Source organism: Pseudomonas tolaasii NCPPB 2192, from assembly GCF_002813445.1.
GTDB lineage: Bacteria > Pseudomonadota > Gammaproteobacteria > Pseudomonadales > Pseudomonadaceae > Aquipseudomonas > Aquipseudomonas tolaasii.
On record NZ_PHHD01000001.1, the window covers coordinates 2,444,955 to 2,459,938 of the forward strand.

Annotated in this window: 8 protein-coding genes and 1 pseudogene; 5 read left to right on the top strand and 4 right to left on the bottom strand. The window is 63.3% G+C overall.

The genetic code is table 11. The features are described 5' to 3' along the window. Positions 1 to 92: 92 nt before the first annotated feature. Complete coding sequence (locus ATI14_RS11325; RefSeq protein WP_016971610.1) at positions 93 to 521, top strand: hypothetical protein; 429 nt, start codon at positions 93 to 95, stop codon at positions 519 to 521. Here ATI14_RS11325 and ATI14_RS11330 read toward each other — a convergent pair. Further along, positions 468 to 1,244 carry a TatD family hydrolase gene (locus ATI14_RS11330; protein WP_016971609.1) on the bottom strand — a complete coding sequence of 259 codons (777 nt, stop codon included), beginning with the start codon at positions 1,242 to 1,244 and terminating at the stop codon, positions 468 to 470. The genes ATI14_RS11325 and ATI14_RS11330 overlap by 54 nt on opposite strands. A gap of 2 nt (positions 1,245 to 1,246) precedes the next feature. Next, the gene (cra, locus tag ATI14_RS11335) at positions 1,247 to 2,242 is read right to left on the bottom strand and encodes a catabolite repressor/activator (protein WP_016971608.1); all 996 of its coding nucleotides are present in this window, start codon (positions 2,240 to 2,242) and stop codon (positions 1,247 to 1,249) included. A gap of 294 nt (positions 2,243 to 2,536) precedes the next feature. On the opposite strand from cra, the gene ptsP reads away from it, so the two are divergent. From ptsP to ATI14_RS11355, 4 genes and pseudogenes are all read left to right on the top strand, one after another. Then, positions 2,537 to 5,395 (top strand): phosphoenolpyruvate--protein phosphotransferase, encoded by a 2,859-nt coding sequence (ptsP, locus tag ATI14_RS11340; protein ID WP_080520060.1) that lies wholly within the window; start codon positions 2,537 to 2,539, stop codon positions 5,393 to 5,395. After that, positions 5,396 to 6,316 (top strand): 1-phosphofructokinase, encoded by a 921-nt coding sequence (gene pfkB, locus ATI14_RS11345; protein WP_016971606.1) that lies wholly within the window; start codon positions 5,396 to 5,398, stop codon positions 6,314 to 6,316. A gap of 11 nt (positions 6,317 to 6,327) precedes the next feature. Then, the gene (locus tag ATI14_RS11350; RefSeq protein WP_016971605.1) at positions 6,328 to 8,034 is read left to right on the top strand and encodes a PTS fructose-like transporter subunit IIB; all 1,707 of its coding nucleotides are present in this window, start codon (positions 6,328 to 6,330) and stop codon (positions 8,032 to 8,034) included. Between the two features lie 165 nt (positions 8,035 to 8,199). Next, a pseudogene (locus ATI14_RS11355) lies at positions 8,200 to 9,741 on the top strand (alkaline phosphatase D family protein). Between the two features lie 131 nt (positions 9,742 to 9,872). On the opposite strand, the gene ATI14_RS11360 reads toward ATI14_RS11355, so the two are convergent. After that, positions 9,873 to 12,398 carry a PepSY domain-containing protein gene (locus ATI14_RS11360; RefSeq protein WP_080520059.1) on the bottom strand — a complete coding sequence of 842 codons (2,526 nt, stop codon included), beginning with the start codon at positions 12,396 to 12,398 and terminating at the stop codon, positions 9,873 to 9,875. Positions 12,399 to 12,534: 136 nt separating this feature from the next. Further along, on the bottom strand, positions 12,535 to 14,820 hold the full coding sequence (locus tag ATI14_RS11365) for a TonB-dependent receptor (RefSeq protein ID WP_016971603.1): 2,286 nt from the start codon (positions 14,818 to 14,820) through the stop codon (positions 12,535 to 12,537). Positions 14,821 to 14,984 lie beyond the last annotated feature (164 nt).

The window sequence follows — 14,984 nt, forward strand, 5'->3', positions numbered from 1 at the left end:
GTGTTTATCCTGATTTTTCTGTGTGCCTCTTTTGGCGACGAGGATGGGCGAGACTTTGTTTCAAATCGTCACCGTCCAAGTGAGGCATAACGATGGCCGCTGCAATCGGCATCAAAGGGCATTGCGCCCACTGCGATATCACCTTCGAACTCAAACCCTGGCAATTGAACGCCATCGCGATTCACGAGCCTTTCGAGTGCCCGTATTGTCAGCACACCTTGCAGTTGGCGTGCCCCCGGCAACAGCGCCAGTTCAAGGCGCTGGATCACTGGAGCATGGCGCCGCCGGGCATGGCGGTTTTTACCTGTGCAGTGCTGATCGTCGCGCTGGTCGCGGAGTGGGTGGGGTTGTTGACTGTGATCGGGCAGCTCAATGTGTCGCTGCTGATGCTGTGGGTGCATTTTCTGGTGCTGCGTTATGTCCGCCACAAGCGGCGCCTGACCGTGAACCTGCAAGCGGTCAAGCGGCTACCACTGGAACACCTCACACGCATTGCGTGTGCTCGCCTCGGCCAACAATGAAGGGCTGATACCCATGCGTCCGGCCAGTGCCGTGCAGATGTCCGGCAAGTGTTGCGGGCTGTTGCGCTGGCCGGGGTACATGGCGGGGGCCATGTCCGGTGAGTCGGTTTCCAGCACCACGGCCTCAAGGGGCAGTTGGGCGAGCACCTTGTGCATGCGCAGCGCCTGGGGCCAGGTGGGCGCGCCGCCCAGGCCGAGCTTGAAGCCAAGCTTGATGTATTCGCGGGCCTCTTCGAGGCTGCCGGCGAAGGCGTGAATGATGCCACCCCGTGGCAGGCGAATGCGCTTGAGCGTGGCGATCACCGCGGCGTGGCTGCGACGCACGTGCACAAGCGCCGGAAGCTGGAAGTCCACCGCCAGTTTCAATTGCGCTTCAAACAGCGCTTGCTGGCGTTCGCGGTCCAGCTGTTCGAGGAAGTAATCCAGCCCGATCTCGCCGACGGCGCACAGTTGCCGATGACCGCGCAGACGTGCCAGCCAATCGCCCAGCTCGGTCAGGTCGGCGGGTTGATGCTCCTCGAGGTACACCGGATGCAGGCCAAAGGCGGCGAACAATCCCTCGTCCTGTTGCACCAGGTCCCACACGCGCTGCCAATTCTGCTGATAAACCCCCAGCACCACCATGCGCGACACCCCGAGTTGGCGGCTGCGGGCGAGAACCTCCCGGCGATCGTCATCGAAATCCGGGAAGTCCAGGTGGGTGTGGGTGTCGATCAGCTCCATGCTCAAGCCTCGTGAATACGCTGCTTGAACGTACGCGCAATCGCATGCACGCCGGGCTGGTAGTGTTCTTCTTCAATGGCGGCCAGGGCCAGGCGCAACGCGGTGTCGGCGATCAACGGGTGCTGCTGGGCCATGGCGTTGACCGGCAGCGGCAGGAAGTCCAGCAACTGGGTATCACCGAAGGTGCCCAGGCGCAGTGGCCGGGACTTGAGCGGGAAGTCGTGCAGCGCATCGAACACACCTTGCAGCAGCACGTAGGACGTGGTCACCAGCGCGTCAGGCAAATGCCCCAGGCGTTGCAGTAATTGCTCCATCAACTGTCGGCCGCAGTCACGGCTGAAGGCCTCGGCGTGTTCGACGATCACCTCACCGGTGAAGCCCTGCAACGCTTCGCGAAAACCGCCGGCGCGTTCCTGGCTGATGCTCAGCTCCGGGTGGGCGCCAATCAGTGCGATTTGCTTGGGCAGCGGCTGCAACAGGCTGCCGGTCAGTTGCTGGCAAGCCTGGCGGTCGTCGCTGACCACCGAGCAGAACTGATCCGCTTCCATCACCCGGTCGATGGCAATCACCGGCAGGCCCTTGGCTTGCAGCTCGCGGTAGCTGTCATCGCTGGCCGGCAGGCAACTGGCGACGAACAGCGCATCGCAGCGCCGCGCCCGGAACAGTTGCAGCAACTGGCGTTCGCTGTCGGCCTCGTCGTCTGAACTGGCGATCAGCAACTGATAGCCGCGTGCCCGGGCACCTTGTTCGAGCAGCTTGGCGATACGTGCGTAACTGGGGTTCTCCAGGTCCGGCAGGATAAAGCCCAGGGTACGCGTATGCCGACTGCGCAGCCCGGCTGCCTGAGGGTTGGGCGTAAATCCATGGGCCTCGACCACCGCACGTACCCGTTCGACGGTCGCGTTGCTGATGCGTTGCTGTTCGGCTTTGCCGTTGATGACATAACTGGCGGTGGTCACGGACACACCGGCCAGACGTGCGATATCACTGAGTTTCAAACCGGGATTTCCTTGTTTTTTAGAGCTTGCCCCGACATTTTGTCCAATCGTAACCGATTACTGCACACGACCAATGTCTGAACTCAAGCGCCGAGTGGTCCTTCAAGCTTGCGCAATTAACGCGTAACCTGCCATAAATTCTAGATTAAACGTTTCAGCTATCGTATTTTTACGACGTTCGCGACTGAGTAGCTACTGCCAATTGACCACTCGGTCAGTAATTTTTGAACACCCCTGCGCTGATTTATTCAAAACAATACCTAGTGCGCCCATCGCACTAACTAGGAGAACGGCATGCTTGAGCTCACTGTAGAGCAGATTTCCATGAGCCAGGTGGCTGTGGATAAATCTGCCGCCTTGCACCTGCTCGCAGACAAACTGGTGGCCGATGGCCTGGTCGCCGAGGGCTACCTCAGCGGCTTGCAAGCCCGTGAAGCCCAAGGCTCGACCTTTCTCGGCCAAGGCATCGCCATTCCCCACGGCACGCCCGAAACCCGTGACCAGGTTTTTTCCACCGGCGTGCGCCTGCTGCAGTTTCCCGAAGGGGTGGACTGGGGCGATGGCCAGATCGTCTACCTGGCGATCGGCATTGCTGCCAAATCCGACGAACACCTGCGCCTGTTGCAACTGCTGACCCGCGCCCTCGGTGAAACCGATTTGGGCCAGGCATTGCGCCGCGCCGGTTCCGCTGAAGCCTTGCTGAAACTGCTGCAAGGCGCGCCGCAGGAACTGGCGCTGGACGCACAAATGATCAGCCTCGGCGTGTCGGCCGATGATTTTGAAGAGCTGGTGTGGCGCGGCGCACGTCTGCTGCGCCAGGCCGATTGTGTGAGCAATGGTTTCGCGGCCGTGTTGCAACAGGTTGATGCGCTACCCCTGGGCGACGGCCTGTGGTGGCTGCACAGCGAACAGACGGTCAAGCGCCCCGGCCTTGCCTTTGTCACGCCGGACAAACCCATGCGTTACCTCGGCCAGCCGCTCCACGGCCTGTTTTGCCTGGCCAGCCTCGGCGAAGCCCATCAAACCCTGCTCGAACGCCTGTGCGCGTTGTTGATCGAGGGCCGTGGCCAGGAATTGGGCCGAGCCACCAGCAGCCGCGAAGTGCTGGAAGTGCTCGGCGGCGAGCTGCCGCCGGATTGGCCGAGCGCCCGCATTGCCTTGGCCAATGCTCACGGCCTGCACGCGCGCCCGGCGAAGATCCTCGCGCAGTTAGCGAAAAGTTTTGCGGGCGATCTCCGCGTACGCATCGTGGATGGCGCGGTGGGCGCAGTGTCGGTGAAAAGCCTGAGCAAGCTGCTGAGCCTCGGTGCGCGGCGGGGCCAGGTGCTGGAATTTGTCGCCGAGCCGACGATTGCGGGCGACGCGCTGCCCGCGTTGCTGGCGGCTGTGGAGGAAGGGCTGGGCGAAGAAGTCGAGCCGTTGCCGACCGCCAGCGCCCAACCCGCAACGCCCGATATCGAGCCGGTCGTCAGCGCGCCGCTGACTGGGAGTCAAATTCACGCCATCGCGGCCGCGCCCGGTATTGCCATCGGCCCGGCGCATATCCAGATTCAACAGGTGTTCGATTACCCGCTGCGCGGCGAGTCTGCCGCAATTGAACGCCAGCGCCTGCACGCCGCGCTCACTGATGTGCGCGGTGATATTCAGGGCCTGATCGAGCGCAGCACGTCCAAAGCCATCCGCGAGATTTTCATCACCCACCAGGAAATGCTCGACGACCCGGAACTCACCGACGAAGTCGACACCCGCCTCAAGCAAGGCGAAAGCGCCGAAGCGGCGTGGATGAGCGTGATCGAAGCCGCGGCCAAACAGCAGGAGTCATTGCAGGACGCCTTGCTCGCCGAGCGCGCCGCCGACTTGCGTGATATTGGCCGCCGGGTGTTGGCGCAACTGTGCGGCGTCGAAACCGCTCAGGAACCGGGCGAGCCCTACATTCTGGTGATGGACGAAGTGGGCCCTTCCGACGTCGCGCGTCTGGATCCGGCCCGTGTGGCCGGCATCCTCACCGCCCGTGGTGGCGCCACGGCTCACAGTGCCATCGTCGCCCGCGCCCTTGGCATTCCGGCGCTGGTGGGCGCCGGTGCCTCCGTTTTGCTGCTGACATCCGGCACGCCGTTGCTGCTTGATGGCCAGCGTGGTCGGCTGCATGTCTCACCCGACGCGGCCACCCTGCAACGCGCTACTGTCGAACGCGATACCCGCGAGCAACGCTTGCAAGTGGCCTCGGCCCAGCGCCATCAACCGGCTCTCACCCGTGACGGGCATGCGGTGGAAGTGTTCGCCAATATCGGCGAAAGCGGCGGCGTGGCCGGTGCGGTGGAGCAGGGCGCCGAAGGCATTGGCCTGCTGCGCACCGAACTGATTTTCATGGCCCACCCGCAAGCACCGGACGAAGCCACCCAGGAAGCCGAATACCGCCGCGTACTCGACGGTCTTGAAGGCCGCCCGCTGGTGGTGCGCACCCTGGACGTCGGCGGCGACAAACCGCTGCCCTATTGGCCGATTGCCGAGGAAGAAAACCCCTTCCTCGGCGTGCGTGGCATTCGCTTGACCTTGCAGCGCCCGCAGATCATGGAGGCGCAATTGCGTGCATTGCTGCGCTCGGCCGACAACCGCCCGCTGCGCATCATGTTTCCCATGGTCGGCAGTGTGGATGAGTGGCGCGCCGCCCGCGACATGACCGAGCGCCTGCGCCTGGAAATCCCGGTGGCCGACCTGCAACTGGGCATCATGATCGAGGTGCCCTCGGCGGCCTTGCTCGCGCCGGTGCTGGCCAGGGAAGTGGATTTTTTCAGCGTCGGCACCAACGACCTGACCCAGTACACCCTGGCCATCGACCGTGGCCACCCAACCTTGTCGGCCCAGGCCGACGGCCTGCACCCGGCGGTATTGCAACTGATCGACATCACCGTGCGCGCCGCCCATGCCCATGGCAAATGGGTGGGCGTGTGCGGCGAGTTGGCAGCCGACCCGCTGGCGGTGCCGGTGTTGATTGGCCTGGGCGTGGATGAGTTGAGCGTGTCGGCCCGCAGCATTCCGGAAGTGAAGGCGCGGGTGCGGGAATTCAGTTTCAGCGAGGCCCAAAGCCTTGCGCAAAAAGCACTGGCGGTGGGTTCGCCCGCCGAAGTGCGTGCTCTTGTGGAGGCCGTGTAAATGGCAAGGATTTTATGCCTGACGCTGAACCCGGCGTTGGACCTGACCGTACGCCTGGACCGCCTGGAGCCGGGTGAAGTCAACCGCAGCGAAACCCTGCTGACCCACGCCGCCGGCAAAGGCGTGAATGTGGCGCAGGTGTTGGCGGATCTGGGGCACCTGGTGAGCGTCGGCGGTTTTCTCGGTGATGAGAACCCCCAGGCGTTCGAAGCGTTGATCGCCCGTCGCAAGTTTGGCAATGCCTTCATTCGCGTACCGGGCGAGACGCGCAGCAATATCAAGATTGCCGAGAGGGATGGCCGAGTCACCGATATCAATGCGCCGGGGCCGCTGGTCGATGAAGAGGCGCAAGAGGAAATGCTCAAACTCATCGCCATCGTCGGCCCTGAATTCGATGCGGTGGTGGTGGCAGGCAGCCTGCCGCGGGGTGTCAGCCCTCAGTGGTTTCAGGGCTTGGTGGAAAAAATCAAAGGCCTGGGCTTGAAAGTCGCCCTGGACACCAGCGGCGACGCCTTGCGCGCCGGTCTGCAAGCCGGCCCGTGGCTGGTCAAACCCAACACCGAAGAACTCGCCGAGACACTGGGCAACTCCAAAGACGCCATCCGCCGCCTGCACCAGCAGGGCGTGGAGCATGTGGTGGTCTCCGATGGTGCGGCGGGCGTGACCTGGTACAGCCCGGGTGGTGTGCTGCAGGCAACGCCGCCAAAGGTCACGGTTGCCAGCACCGTGGGCGCGGGCGATTCACTCCTGGCCGGAATGCTTCACGGCTTGCTCGCGGGCGATGCGCCCGAGCAGACCTTGCGCCGCGCCACGGCGATTGCGGCGATGGCGGTGACGCAGATCGGTTTCGGCATCAGCGATGACGCGCAACTGGCGCGTCTCGAAAGCGGCGTCCATGTGCGTGCGTTGACAGAACAATAAGAGGGTTTGTGATGAAGTTAGCCATTGTTACCGCCTGCCCGAACGGCATGGTCACCAGTGTGCTGTGCGCCCGCTTGCTGGACGCCGCCGCGCAGCGCCAGGGCTGGAGCACCAGCGTTGAAGTGGTGGACGTGCAGCGCCCGGAGCGCCAGTTGTCCCAGGCCACCCTCGATGCCGCCGAATGGGTGTTGCTGGTCAGCAGCGCGCCGGTGGACATGCAGCGGTTTGTCGGCAAGCGCGTGTTCCAGAGCACACCGGCCCAGGCGCTGGCGGATGTTGAGGCGGTGTTGCGCCGGGGCGCCGAAGAGGCGCAGGTGTACGTCGCCACGCAGCAAACGCCGAAAAAACCGCCGCGCATCGTTGCTATTACCGCCTGCCCGACGGGCGTGGCACACACCTTCATGGCCGCCGAAGCCTTGCAGCAAACCGCCAAGCGTTTGGGCTACGACTTGCAGGTCGAGACCCAGGGGTCGGTGGGCGCGCGCACGCCATTGAGCGCTCAGGCGATTGCCGATGCGGATGTGGTGTTGCTGGCGGCCGACATCGAAGTCGCCACCGAGCGCTTTGCCGGCAAGAAGGTCTACCGTTGCGGCACCGGTATCGCCCTCAAGCAATCCGAGGCGACCCTCAACAAGGCGCTGGCTGAAGGCGCTGTGGAAAGTGCAGCCGGCAGCGCGGCCGTGAAGAAGCCGGAAAAAACCGGCGTGTACAAACACCTGCTCACCGGCGTCTCGTTCATGTTGCCAATGGTGGTGGCGGGCGGTTTGCTGATCGCCTTGTCATTCGTGTTCGGGATTCATGCCTTTGAGGAAAAAGGCACGCTGGCGGCGGCGCTCAAAACCGTCGGCGACCAGGCCTTCATGCTGATGGTGCCGTTGCTTGCGGGCTACATCGCCTACTCGATTGCCGACCGGCCCGGCATTGCGCCCGGCATGATCGGCGGGTTGCTGGCGGGCACGCTGGGCGCAGGGTTTATCGGCGGCATTTTCGCGGGCTTTCTTGCCGGCTACTGCGTCAAGCTGATCACCCGCACGGTGAAATTGCCGCAGAGCCTGGAAGCGCTGAAGCCGATCCTGATCATCCCGTTGCTGGCGAGTTTGTTCACGGGCCTGGCGATGATTTATCTGGTCGGCCCGCCGGTTGCGCGGCTGCTCACCGGGCTGACGGACTTTCTCAGCACCATGGGCACCACCAATGCGGTGCTGCTGGGGATTTTGCTGGGCGGCATGATGTGTGTGGATTTGGGCGGGCCGATCAACAAGGCGGCGTATGCGTTTTCCGTCGGCTTGCTGGCCGCTTCCAGCGGTGCGCCGATGGCAGCGACCATGGCGGCGGGAATGGTGCCGCCGATCGGCATGGGCATCGCCACGTTCCTGGCCCGGCGCAAGTTTGCCCAGACCGAACGCGAGGCGGGCAAGGCCGCGATGATTCTCGGCCTGTGCTTTATCTCTGAAGGCGCTATCCCGTTTGCCGCCAAAGACCCGCTGCGGGTGATTCCGGCCAGCATCGCCGGAGGCGCGTTGACCGGCGCATTGTCGATGTACTTCGGCTGCAAGCTCGCCGCGCCGCACGGTGGGTTGTTTGTGCTGATCATCCCGAATGCAATGAACCATGCGCTGCTGTATTTGCTTGCGATTGTGGCCGGCAGCCTGGTGACCGGGCTGGTGTATGCACTGCTCAAACGACCGGAAGCGGTGGAGCTGGCAGTCACGGCCTGAAAATGTGGGAGCTGGCTTGCCTGCGATAGCGGTTGTGGTTTCAACATCGCCATCGCAGGCAAGCCAGCTCGCACATTTGATCTCCTATGTCCTTCAGGCCGGTGTCACACGGGCTTCATCCGCCCATGTTTTAGTTTCCCTTTTGATGCTCAAGAGGGAACCTGCATGAGCCACTTCGACCTTGGCCGGCGCCGCGTGATGCAAGCGGTCGGCGCCGGCCTGTTGCTGCCGGGCCTGGCCCCGGCGGTGATTGCTTCGGTGAAGGACCGCCCGTAACTCACCGATGGCGTGCAGTCCGGCGACTTGCTGGGCGATCGCGCGATGATCTGGAGCCGCAGCGACCGCCCGGCGCGGATGGTGGTGGAGTGGGACACTCGCAGCGTATTCAGCAACCCGCGTAAATTCATCTCGCCGCTGGCCGACAACCGCACCGATTTTACCGCCCGCGTCGAACTCACCGGGCTGCCCGCCGACCAGGCGATTTTCTACCGCGTGCATTTCGAAGACGCCCAGACCGGCGTCGCCAGCGAGCCGTGGTTCGGCCACTTGCGCAGCGTGCCGCAGCAGCGGCGCGACATCCGTTTTGTGTGGAGTGGCGACACGGTCGGCCAGGGTTTCGGCATCAACCCGGACATCGGCGGCATGCGCATCTACGAGGCCATGCGCCTGCGCCTGCCGGACTTTTTTATCCACAGCGGCGACACCATTTACGCCGATGGCCCGGTGCCCGCGCAGCTCACGGTTGAAGACGGGCGCATCTGGCGCAACATCACCACCGAGGCCAAGAGCAAGGTCGCCGAAACCCTCGATGAATACCGCGGCAACTACCGTTACAACCTGCTGGATGACAACGTGCGCCGCTTCAATGCCGAGGTGCCGCAGATCTGGCAGTGGGACGACCACGAAGTGGTGAATAACTGGTCGCCGAGCAAACAGCTCGATGAGCGTTACCAGACCAAGGACATCAACACTTTGGTTGGCCGTGCACGCCAGGCCTGGCTGGAATATTCGCCGATGCGCCGGCAGGCGGCCGACGGTGGCGGGCGCATTTATCGCAAGCTCAGTTACGGCCCGTTGCTGGATGTGTTCGTGCTGGACATGCGCAGCTATCGCGGCCCCAACGACGACAACCTGGGCGGCGAAAAACCGTTCATGGGCCGTGAGCAACTGGACTGGCTCAAGCGCGAACTCAAGGCCTCACAGGCCCAGTGGAAAGTGGTCGCCGCCGACATGCCTATCGGCCTCGGCGTGCCCGACGGTGAGGTCAGCCCCGGTGTGCCGCGTTGGGAGGCCATCGCCAACGGCGACCCCGGCCCGGCGCAAGGCCGTGAGCTGGAAATAGCTGAACTGCTGGGGTTTCTGCGCGCCCACAAGGTGCGCAACCATGTGTGGCTGACGGCGGACGTGCATTACTGCGCCGCGCATCACTATCACCCCGACCGTGCGGCGTTTCAGGATTTCGAGCCGTTCTGGGAGTTTGTGGCCGGGCCGTTGAACGCCGGGAGTTTCGGGCCGAATCAATTGGATAAAACCTTCGGGCCCGAGGTGGTGTTCCAGAAGGCACCAGCGGTGCAGAACAGCTCGCCGTTGGCCGGCTTCCAGTTTTTCGGCGAGGTGCAGATTGACGGGCAGACGGCGGAGTTGACCGTGGTGTTGCGCGATTTGGATGGCGTGTCGGTGTTCGAGCAAAAGCTGCAGCCGGTCTGACGCGGAATGCAGTCAAAACTGTGGGAGCTGGCATGCCTGCGATTGCATCACTGCGGTGTGACTGACACGCTGAGGTGTCTGTATCGCAGGCAAGCCAGCTCCCACATTTGTCCCTCGGCGTTTATGAGGGCTTAGTACACATCCCGACGGTAACGGCCCTGCTCGATCAAGCGCTCCACGGCCTCGCTGCCGAGGATGTCGTGCAGCGCCTGATCCACCCCCGTCGCCATGCCCTGCAAGCTGCCGCACACGTAGATCGCCGCGCCGTCCGCCAGCCATTTGCGCAGCACATCCGCCGATTCGCGCAGGCGGTCCTGCACGTAGATTTTCTCTTCCTGGTCGCGGGAAAACGCCAGGTCCAGCAGGGCCAGGTCACCGCTGGCGAGCCAGCCTTGCAGTTCGTCCTGGCACAGGTAGTCATGCTGGATATTGCGTTCGCCGAACAGCAGCCAGTTGCGCTGCTGACCGTCGGCAATGCGCGCCTTGAGCAGGCTGCGCAACCCGGCGAGGCCAGTGCCGTTGCCGAGCAGAATCAACGGTACGGGCGCTTCCGGCAGGTGGAACCCGCTGTTGCGGCGCAGGCGCAGGCTGATGCCGGAACCGAGCGCGGCGTGTTCGGTCAGCCAGCCCGAGCCCAGGCCCAGGCTGCCGTCCGGGTGGCGTTCCTGGCGCACGATCAGCTCCAGCACGCCGTCGCTGGCAATCGAGGCGATGGAGTATTCGCGCATGCCCAGCGGCACCAGCGCGTTGACCAGCGCCTGGGCATGCAAGCCCACCAAGTGGGTGCGGTTGTCCGGCAGTTGGCGGGTCGCCAGTGCCTGGTTGAGGGTTTGCGCCAGGCCGTCGATCAGCACGCCGTCGCTGCCGGCAAGGCCGAGACCCGCCAGGAAGTGCTCGATGGCCCACGGGCAATTGCGCGGCAGGATTTCCACCAGGTCACCGGCCAGCCAGGTTTGCGGTGAGGGCGGTGTGAGGCCCAGCAAATAGACGTCGGCGCCGACGCTGTCGCGGTTGAGCAGGGTGCGATGGCTTAGGGTCCAGTTTTCGTACTGCGCGGGCTGCCAGACGGCGGCGGGGGTGTGGCCGGTGAGCTGGCCCAGTTGCTGCTGCCAGGTTTGCAAGGCCAAGGTGTCGCCGCTGTCGACTTCCACCGGGGCGAACAGCGCATTGCCGCCCTGGTGGGTCAGCCAGAAATGCAGGCGCCGGGCAAAGCCACAGAAGTGTTCGTATTGGCGGTCACCGAGTGCCAGCACCGAATAATTCAGGCCCTTGAGGGACAGGTCCTGGCCCAGCACGCTGCGTTCGAAGCCACGGGCGCTGTCGGGGGCTTCGCCGTCGCCGAACGTACTGACGACAAACAGCGCATTTTCCGACTGGCTCAAGTCACTCTGGCTGACGCTGCCCAACGGCTGGACGTTCACCGGCAAACCGGCGGCCTGTAGTTGCCCGGCCGTTTGCCACGCCAATTGTTCAGCGAAACCACTTTGGCTGGCGAAGCCGATCAGCCACGCAGGGGCATTGCTCGCGTTGGCGCCGAGGCCTTTGCGGGCATCGCGCACCTGGCGCTTTTTGCGGCGGCGGTCGAGGTACAGCAGCCAGCCGGTGATGAAGAACAGCGGCATCATCAGCGAGCTGAGGGTGAGGATGATCCGCCCCGGCAAGCCGAAATAACTGCCGGTGTGCAGCGCGTAAATGCTGGTGAGCAATTGCGACGGCAAACTCTTGCTGGCGTAGCGGTCCTGGAATTTGACCTCACCGGTGGCCGGGTCGAGGTTGATCTGGTTCTGCGCGCGGTCGTGGGGTGATGACTTGAGCAGGTAATACACCGTGGCCGGCTGCCCGGCGACGGCCGGCATGCGGATGTTATAGGCCGTCAGCTCGGGACCAGCGTTGCTGTAGATACTGCTCCAGATGGCATCGTAGTTGGCCACGGGTGCCGGGCCTTCGGGGGCGGGGCCCCGTTTGCGCGCGCGCTCGTTTTGCGGCGCGTCGGACATCAGTTTGTTCAGGCCCTGGCTGTACCAGTCATAGGACCAATACAGGCCGGTCAGCGCTGAAAAAAGGTAGAACAAAAGGCACCAGGTGCCGAACACCGAGTGCAGGTCCCAATTGAAGCTGCGGCCTTTTTTGCGCCAGTCCAGCGTCAGCCACGCGCGCCAGCTCGCGACTTGGCGCGGCCAGCGCAGGTACAGGCCGCTCAGGCAGAAAAACACCAGGATCAGCGTGCAGGCGCCGGTGATGTTGCGCCCGGTGTCGCCCATGACCAGAAAGCGGTGGAACTGCAGGATAAAGCCGAACACGTCCTGGCCGACGGCGTCGCCCATGTAGTTGCCGGTGTAGGGGTCGAAGTAACGCATCTGGCCACGGCGCTCGCCGGGCGGGGCGGTGAAGAACACGCGCGCGGCGTTGCCGCTGTCGATGTCCACCCAGAGCATGGCGACCGTCTTGCCTTCGGTGGCTTCGAGCTTGCGTACCAGTTCGGCAGGCGGCAACACGCCGGCTTCACGTTTTTCGACGCTCAATACCGTGGGGTTGAGCGCCCGCAGAATTTCATCCTGAAACGAGACCGTGGCCCCGGTGATCCCCATCAACGCCAGCACCAGCCCGGCGGTAATGCCGAAGAACCAGTGCAACTGGAACAGGGTTTTCTTCAACACGTCGGACTGCCTCGCTCAGCTGGATATGTAAGTCACGGCGCGCATTATGCCGTGGGTTATCGAGAAATATTCTGTTTTACACGCAAAAGCCCCACGCATCCGATGCGTGGGGCTTCTGGCCGAACCTTGACCGTGTTTAGAAGTGGAAACTGGTGGTCAACAGGGCCGTACGACCGGCCGCCTGGTTGGCGAAATGCGCCGCGTAGGCTTTGTCGTAGTAGGTCTTGTCGGTCAGGTTCTGCACGTTCAGTTGCAGGTCGACGTTCTTGGTCAGTTTGTAGCTGGCCATGGCGTCGTAGCGGGTGTACGCGGGTACATAGACGGTGTTGGCCGCATCGCCGTAAACCTCGTCGACGTAGAACGCGCCGCCGCCGACGGTCAGTTTTGGCGTGATGTCGTAAGTGGTCCACAGACTGAAAGTGTTCTTCGGCGTGTTGGGCATCTGGTTGCCTTTGTTGGAACCGGCGGTCACGACGCCCTGGCGGTTGCCGTTTTTGCCCGGGTCAACCAGCTCGCTTTTCAGGTAGCTGTAGCCGGCGAACACTTGCCATTGATCGGTGATCTTGCCGCTGGCCGACAGCTCCAGGCCGTCGACGCGCGATTCGCCGGCGGTTTCATAGGTGTTGGAGTCCACCAGAATGCGCGTGTTCTTTTTCTCGGTGCGGAAGATCGCGCCGGTCAGGGAGAGGCGGTTGTGGAACAGGTCCCACTTGGTGCCCAGTTCGTAGTTGACGGTTTCTTCAGGCTTCAGGTCGCTGGTGTTGATGCCGGTGACAAAACCGTTGGTGTCTTGGCCTTCACCGACCAAACCACCGGCTGGTTGCGCCGAGGTAGCGTACGAGGTGTAGATGCTGCCGTTTTCCAGCGGCTTCCAGACCAGGCCCGCCTGCCAGTTGAAGAACTGGCTGTCGTCCTTGATCTTGGTACGGCCGGCGGCGGCGTTGGTGTTGGCTTCGGTGTCGAAGGTGTCGTAGCGCAAGCCGACGTTCAGCAGCCATTTCGGGTCCAGTTCGATGGTGTCGAACACGTAGGCGGCGCGGCTGGTGGCCTTGGTATTGGTGCCCAGGTAGTTACGGGCGACGCTGCCGGTCCAGGCGTCGTCCGGCGTCGGGTTGCTCAGCGAGGTGCACTGGCCGCCCAGGCTGCCTTTGGCCACGGTGCAGGTCGGGTTGGCGTTCGGGCTGACGGTGTAGCCACTCACGCGGGTTTCTTCGCCGGTGAATTCCAGGCCGGTGGAGTAGGTGTGCTTCATGCCCGCCAACTGGAAGCTGCCGAACAGGTCGGTCTGGTTGGTGGTGGTGTCGGTGGTCGACACGCGGGTGTTGGCGCGGCGCCACACGGTGCCGAAACGGCTGACGTTGCGCTGGCTGTCGTCCGGCTGGGTGAGCACATAATCCTGACCGGTGCTGCCATGGCGCAGGGTGTTTTTCAGGGTCATGTTGTCGTTCAGGTCGTGCTCGATGGAGAACGTGCTGATGTCGGCGCGGGTCTTGCGGAAGTCGCGGTCTTTCAAACCGTAGAAGTTGTTGCTGTCGCCGCCGTCGGTGGGTTTGTCGTGGCCGTGGGCGGTGGCGGTCGGCGAGCTGTAACCGTAAGGAATGCCGGAGTCCGGCAGGTCGTTGCTTTCCATGTGGTAGTAGCTGAGGTTGACGCGGGTCGGCGTGCCCAGGCCGAAGGTCAGCGACGGCGCGACGCCCCAGCGGTCATAGTCGATCACGTCACGGCCGGCCACGTTCTGTTCGTGGCTCATCAGGTTCAGGCGGAAGGCGGCGGTGTCGAGGAACTGGCGGTTCACGTCGAGCACGTAGCGGCGGGTCTGGTCGGAACCGTAGGTGAAGCCGCCGTTGGTGAAGTCACGGGCTTGTGGTGTTTTGCTCACCAGGTTGATGCTGCCGCCGGCCGAGCCCCGGCCGCCAAAGGACGAGTTCGGGCCTTTGCTGACTTCAATCGATTCGATGTCGAAGATCTCACGGCTCTGGCCGCCGGTGTCGCGCACGCCGTCGAGGTAGGTGTCGCCCTGGGCGTCAAAACCCCGGATGAACGGGCGATCGCCCTGGGGGTTGCCGCCTTCACCGGCGCCGAAGGTGATGCCCGGCACGGTGCGCAGGGCGTCTTGCAGCGAGGTGGCGGCGGTGTCTTTCAGTACTTGTTGCGGCACGACCGTGACCGAGCGCGGCGTATCCACCAGCGGCGCGGTGTACTTTTGCGAAGAGGCTTTTTCCACCTGGTAAGAGGTGTTGTCCTGTTCCTGGCCGGTGATGCTGGTGGCGCCCAGAGAGATGCTGTTGCGCTCGCCTTTTTGTTCAGTGCTTTCGGCCGCCTGCGCCAACTGGGCGGCAGAGCTGGCGCTGAGGGCAACGCCGATGGCCGAGGCCAGCATGCGTGGTGAACTGGTCGATGTTTTTTGTGGTGTGCGCGACATGAGTTGTCCTTTCCCCAGGGAGGTGAGGCGGCGGAATATAGGGACAACAAGAGTTTCTATCAATTGAGATACATTGCTATTTGTCAGGAATTTACATTCTTTACACTTTTGCCTTACGGTTTTTACGAACTCATTCGTCCGCCGTGTTTTACAGGGCGGATAAG